This window comes from Drouetiella sp. (assembly GCF_059504425.1).
On record NZ_JCACIN010000026.1, the window covers coordinates 1 to 5,630 of the forward strand.

Genomic DNA, 5,630 nt, shown 5'->3' on the forward strand with positions numbered 1-5,630 from the left:
GAGTAACAAACCTTCTGAAAAAGGATTTCAGGATCACCAAAAGTTGGGAAGAGCCATTAGATGTCGCTTTCCAAAATAGGGCAGCATTACAAGAGTGACAAATTAGATGTCGCTTTCCAAAGTTTCTTCTTATCTCTTCCTTGTAACTATCTTCATTCCTTAGCGGTTCATGGAATAGAGCCTGTAATGACAAATTAAGTGTCGCTTTATTTCGTATCTAGTGATAAATTAGTACAAATGAATTAGATGCAAATGAATGACCACGCAGGATTCCCCAGTTCTGAATAGTCAGCTTTCAGACTCTGCATTAGCCTTTCCTACCCAGGCATCTGCTCCGGTTGCGTCACAGGTGATTGTCGATGAGCTGGATAGTGAAGCTCAACGCAAGCTAGAAGTCATTCAAAGTCTGATTGCACCGTGCGATCGCCTCACCTATGGTCAAAAGCTGCGAGAAGCTGCTGAGAAGTTGGGCGTTTCAGTGCGATCGATCCAGCGATTGGTGAAACGCTGGGAACAGGAAGGGCTAGCAGGAATTGCTAACGATTCCAGAGGAGATAAGGGCAAACACCGGATTAGCGACTTTTGGCAAGACTTCATCATCAAGACCTACAAAGAAGGCAACAAGGGTAGCAAACGGATGACTCCCAAGCAGGTTGCCGTTAGAGTCCAAGCAAAAGCCCGTGAAATTAAGGATGAACAACCCCCTACTTACAGAACAGTGTTGCGGGTGCTGAAGCCCATTATAGAAAGGCAAGAGAAAGCCAAAAGCATTCGTCGTCCTGGATGGCGCGGTTCAGCCGGATCAGTTAAAACACGCGATGGAGAGGATCTTGAATATAAACACAGCAACCATATTTGGCAGTGCGACCATACTCGCGTGGATTTGCTGTTGGTCGATCAGTATGGAGAACTGCTAAGTCGTCCTTGGCTAACCACAGTGATTGATACTTATTCCCGTTGTGTTATGGGAGTGAATCTAGGATTTGATGCACCCAGTTCCCAGGTAGTGGCACTCGCACTCCGCCATGCCATCCTGCCCAAGAAATACGGGATAGAGTACAAACTAAACTGCGAGTGGGGCACTTACGGAAAACCGCAGCATTTTTATACCGATGGGGGCAAAGATTTTCGATCCCATCATGTCCAGCAAGTTGGTACTGATTTAGGATTTCGTTGCCATCTGCGCGATCGCCCCTCTGAAGGCGGCATTGTTGAACGCCCGTTTAGAACGCTGAACGACCAGCTATTTTCAACGCTGCCTGGGTATACCGGGTCGAACGTGCAGCAGCGACCAGAGGACGCTGAAAAAGATGCCAGCCTGACGCTGCGACAGTTGGAGCAATTGATTGCGCGGTTTATTTGCGATCACTACAACCAAAGCATGGATGCCCGGATGGGAGATCAAACGCGCTTCCAACGCTGGGAAGCGGGACTGCCCGAAGTCCCCGATGTCATTGATGAGCGACATCTCGACAATTGCTTGATGAAAGCAGCCCGACGCAGCGTTCAAGGAGGCGGACATCTGCAATTTGAGAATTTGATCTATCACGGTGAATATTTGGCCGGGTACGCCAAAGACATCGTATCGCTCAGGTTTGACCCCAACGACATCACCACTATTTTGGTGTATCGCCAAGAGGACAACCGGGAAGTTTTTCTGGCTCGTGCCACCGCTAAAGGTCTGGAAACCGAGCAGCTTTCCTATGAGGAAGCTAAAGCGAGCAGTCGGCGGCTACGGTCGGCGGGTAAGACTTTGAGCAACGAAGCCATCTTGCAAGAGGCATTAGAACGGGATGCTCTGGCGGATAGCAAAAAAAATCGGAAACAGCGCCAGAAAGAGGAGCAGAAGTTGGCGCGATCGCAGCCCAATCAACGGACTGAGCAACCAGCTTCCTCGTCTACTGAACCTGAACCAGCAGAGACTCAGGATGAACCAGAGATTAGCTTTGAGACTCAGGAGTTTGAGCCAATTGATTTTGATGAACTAAGAGGAGATTGGTAGAGATGGTTCAAGCTCAGGAATTAGCAAAGGCATTAGGTCAGATTCAACCCGATGAAGGCTTATTACAGGTTGAGATCGCTCGGCTTCGTAAAAAAACGGTGATGCCTTTAGAGCAGGTGAGCAAGCTGCATAACTGGTTGGATGGCAAGCGAAAGTCAAGGCAATCTTGCCGAGTTGTCGGAGAATCTAGAACGGGTAAATCAGTTGCCTGTGAAGCTTATTTTCACCGCAATAAACCCCAACAAGAAACGGGCAAAAAGCCGATCGTTCCAGTCGTTTGTATTCAGCCGCCGCAGAAGTGTGGCTCCAAAGAGCTATTTAAGGAAATCATTGAGTTTCTAAAGCACCGAGCCACCAAGGGAACCGTATCAGACTTCCGGGATCGGACAATGGAAGTTCTGCGAGCGTGTGAAGTGGAAATGCTGGTGATTGATGAAGCCGATCGCCTCAAGCCTGAAACCTTCGCAGATGTTCGGGATATCTATGACAAGCTAGCAATCGCGGTGGTTCTGGTTGGCACCGATCGCCTGGATGCCGTGATTAAGCGAGATGAACAGGTTTATAACCGCTTTCGCGGCTGTTACCGTTTTGGCAAGCTGTCGGGAGAAGAGTTCAAAAAGACCGTACAGGTCTGGGAGCAGCAAGTTTTGAAGCTGCCAGTCGCATCTAATTTGATCACTAAAGATATGCTGCGAATTCTGACGACTAGCACCGAGGGATACATTGGGCGAATGGATGAGATTCTGAGAGAATCTGCCATTCGATCGCTTTCGGCAGGGTTCAAGCAGGTCGATAAGGCGATTCTTCAGGAAGTGGCGAAGGAGTATAAGTGATGGCGGAGGGTGAGATTCAGCCCTGGCTGTTTCAGGTTGAGCCGTATGCGGGAGAAAGCTTCAGCCATTTCCTGGGGAGGTTTAGGCGACCGAATCATCTTTCAGCCAATGGGTTGGGACAGTTGGCTGGGATTGGGGCAGTGGTGGCGCGATGGGAGCGGTTTCATCTGAATCCATTTCCGACTGAAGCTGAACTGGAAAAGCTGTCAGGGGTAGTGGGCGTTACGGCGGAGCGGTTGGTTCAGATGTTACCGTCGCAAGGGATGGGGATGCAGTGGAGTCCGATTCGTCTGTGTGGGGCATGTTATGGGGAAACGCCTTGTCATCAGATAGAGTGGCAGTTTAAGTCGGTGTGGAAGTGTGATAGGCATCAACTGAAGCTGGTGTCTAAATGTCCGAACTGTGGGGCGCTGTTTAAGATGCCTGCTTTGTGGGAGGATGGAGCCTGCCAGCGGTGTTTGATGACTTTTGCAGGAATGGCGGTGCATCAGAAAGCTAGCTAGTTGATACAGTCAGTCTGAAGCTGGTCTATTTCTATATTGCTCTGCTTAAATCTCGCTCGCCTCCACTAAGATCTTAACTATCGCGGTTTTGAATATGAGATTTGCCATTCTGGACTCTAGGATTTAGAAAACGATACTCCTCTCCTAAACGGTCGGTTCGGAGAATTTCTTTAGAAAAAAATATCTTTCAATGACAGAATTCTGCACCCAGACTCATAGTGCGTGAAGAGATACAGCGCTTTTCAGTCGTATAGGAGACACCTATAATGCTATAAAGCCTTACACTGAAGGAGTTTGCCATCGTCGGATGTCCCCAGAAAGCTGCGATCCGCTGTAGTATAGGCGAATTATTTTTGGCTCAAAAAATGAGCGAATCAATAGTTAGAGTACTCTGTTAGCTTAGTTCACCAGAAGTGCAAACCTCACATTTTGGGGTTAACAATTCTAAATGCTGCGCTAGGCGACACCTGTATCAGTATGGTTGGAAAGAGCCTGATATCAATCTTAAGTGCCAAAAAACATAGGGATGAGATGTCTCTACTTCATGGTGTTAGATCATGATTCCGCAAGGTTCTTAACCTCTGCTTTGCTAAAGATATCCAAGTGTCTTCTTCTGGAACATCTCTAGAATTCCCTAATGCCTCACACTGTTTCAATTGACTAATTTCTTCATTATTTGCTTTTCCCTGACGTTCAAGCACCTGCGCTAAGATACAATGCGCCGAAGCTCGATTCGGGAGATATCGAGACACTTCTGGGTCTTTGGCGATCGCAATCGCTTGTTGGAGAGCGGCTTCTGCTTCTGGGTAACGATTTTGCTCAAATCGCGCCCATCCTAAATTTTTCGCCAGGTTGTATTGATCCTCCTTGAAGATAAGTTGTTGATCTTTTGGCAGGGAAAGTTGTTGCTTAACTAATTCCTCCTGCTGTAGCAGAAGATTCACAGCGGCGCGATAGTTTTTATCTAAGATGTATAGCCGAGCTAGATTGTTGTAGGCTCTGAAATTGTCACCTACTACTGCAACTTGATACTCCTGCTTGGCCTCATCAAATCGCGACCAATCTTCATATATTCGACCCAGGTTGTAATGCGCATTGACGTTATCTGGATTCAAGGCGATCGCCCGTTGGTAGCTTTTCTCAGCGCTGCTGAATGCTCCTTCACGGTAGTATGCTAGACCCCTCAAACTATAGCTATCTGAAATCCTCGGCAGTTGAACCCAAAAGATAAACAATCCAATGGAAAGCAAAGACGTGAGTGCCAATTTAGCTTCTGTATGTAAAAGTGTCGGAATGTTGCTTCGCTCTAAAAAATTGCTGAAGCTACGCTGCCCGTCTTCGGTGAAAAATCTCTTAGCTTGCAATAGGACGAGTAAAGGAAGTGCAACCACTGCCATTATGCCTAAGACATCAAGTTCACCACTGAGAAATCGACTGGCAATAATAACTAACAGCGCAATATTAATCGTCCAAGTGACAATTATCAGTCCATTGAATAAGCCATCCCATCTTGAAGGCTTCAGCCGTCGCCACAAACTTTCCTGTTCATAAATCCACCGCCGATCGAACACCTGTCGATAAATCCGATTCCGCACATGCAGAGTCTTTCCTTCCCGTTTCACCACCCCCGCCAGCTTCAAATGCGACTTCACCAAAGACTGCTCCTCATCCCCCACCGCAGGCTTCCCTCGCCATACCTGCCGATAGGTCTGCAACACCGTCATTGGCTCCGGTGCCCGTTTTGTCAGCATGTCCCGGACAAACTGCAAGTTGTTATCTTGCTCACTCTGCATCCCCAGGAAAGTGCGGCGGACTAACCGATCCACCTCGGCTTCTGTCCACGGGCTACCCGTCATCTGAGCCATCTCCTGACACAGCCGCTGGGTTAGATACGGATGTCCGCTCGTCCATCGCAGCACCCAGCCCAACACTTGTCCTGCCTCTGCCCCCGCTAGCCCTAATCCCGCCGCCAACGGCATCGCCTCCGCCAGCATAAAATCGGTCAAATCTACCCGTTTCCCTACATTAAACGGCGTGCGCTTCGCATCTCGAATCAAATCTCCCGGCGTTGCCACCCCAATCAGCACAAACGATAGCCGCCGAAACTCTGGTTGCGTTGCTCGCGCCACATAGAGAAACCGAATCGCTGCAAAAAAATCGTCTGTAAAGTCCAAACTCAACGTTGTGTCAATTTCATCGACAAAAATCACGATCGAACTTGGCACTTCCCGCAGTACTATAGCGCTACGAGAACGAGTTAGGACATTATTGTAGAGGTAGAGAAGCGTTCAA

The 5,630-nt window shown here is 48.4% G+C and carries 4 protein-coding genes; 3 read left to right on the forward strand and 1 reads right to left on the reverse strand.

Annotation, left to right across the window (positions count from 1 at the left end):
- Positions 1-256: 256 nt before the first annotated feature.
- From AC5JMP_RS07230 to AC5JMP_RS07240, 3 genes are read left to right on the forward strand one after another with little or no spacing between them, the layout of a single operon-like run.
- Positions 257-2,002 (forward strand): transposase, encoded by a 1,746-nt coding sequence (locus AC5JMP_RS07230; RefSeq protein ID WP_495850772.1) that lies wholly within the window; start codon positions 257-259, stop codon positions 2,000-2,002.
- Between the two features lie 2 nt (positions 2,003-2,004).
- Complete coding sequence (locus AC5JMP_RS07235; protein ID WP_495850773.1) at positions 2,005-2,835, forward strand: TniB family NTP-binding protein; 831 nt, start codon at positions 2,005-2,007, stop codon at positions 2,833-2,835.
- Positions 2,835-3,338, forward strand: coding sequence for a TniQ family protein (locus AC5JMP_RS07240; protein WP_495850774.1), 504 nt, complete (start codon positions 2,835-2,837; stop codon positions 3,336-3,338). Before AC5JMP_RS07235 ends, AC5JMP_RS07240 begins: the two co-directional genes overlap by 1 nt.
- A gap of 542 nt (positions 3,339-3,880) precedes the next feature.
- Here the strand turns inward: AC5JMP_RS07240 and AC5JMP_RS07245 are convergent.
- Positions 3,881-5,578 (reverse strand): AAA-like domain-containing protein, encoded by a 1,698-nt coding sequence (locus AC5JMP_RS07245; protein WP_495850775.1) that lies wholly within the window; start codon positions 5,576-5,578, stop codon positions 3,881-3,883.
- Positions 5,579-5,630: the final 52 nt, after the last annotated feature.

Bases quoted from the DNA above. Each gene is read 5' to 3' on its own strand.
- AC5JMP_RS07230 (WP_495850772.1), top strand. From the start codon at position 257: ATGACCACGCAGGATTCCCCAGTTCTGAATAGTCAGCTTTCAGACTCT.
- AC5JMP_RS07235 (WP_495850773.1), top strand. From the start codon at position 2,005: ATGGTTCAAGCTCAGGAATTAGCAAAGGCATTAGGTCAGATTCAACCC.
- AC5JMP_RS07240 (WP_495850774.1), top strand. From the start codon at position 2,835: ATGGCGGAGGGTGAGATTCAGCCCTGGCTGTTTCAGGTTGAGCCGTAT.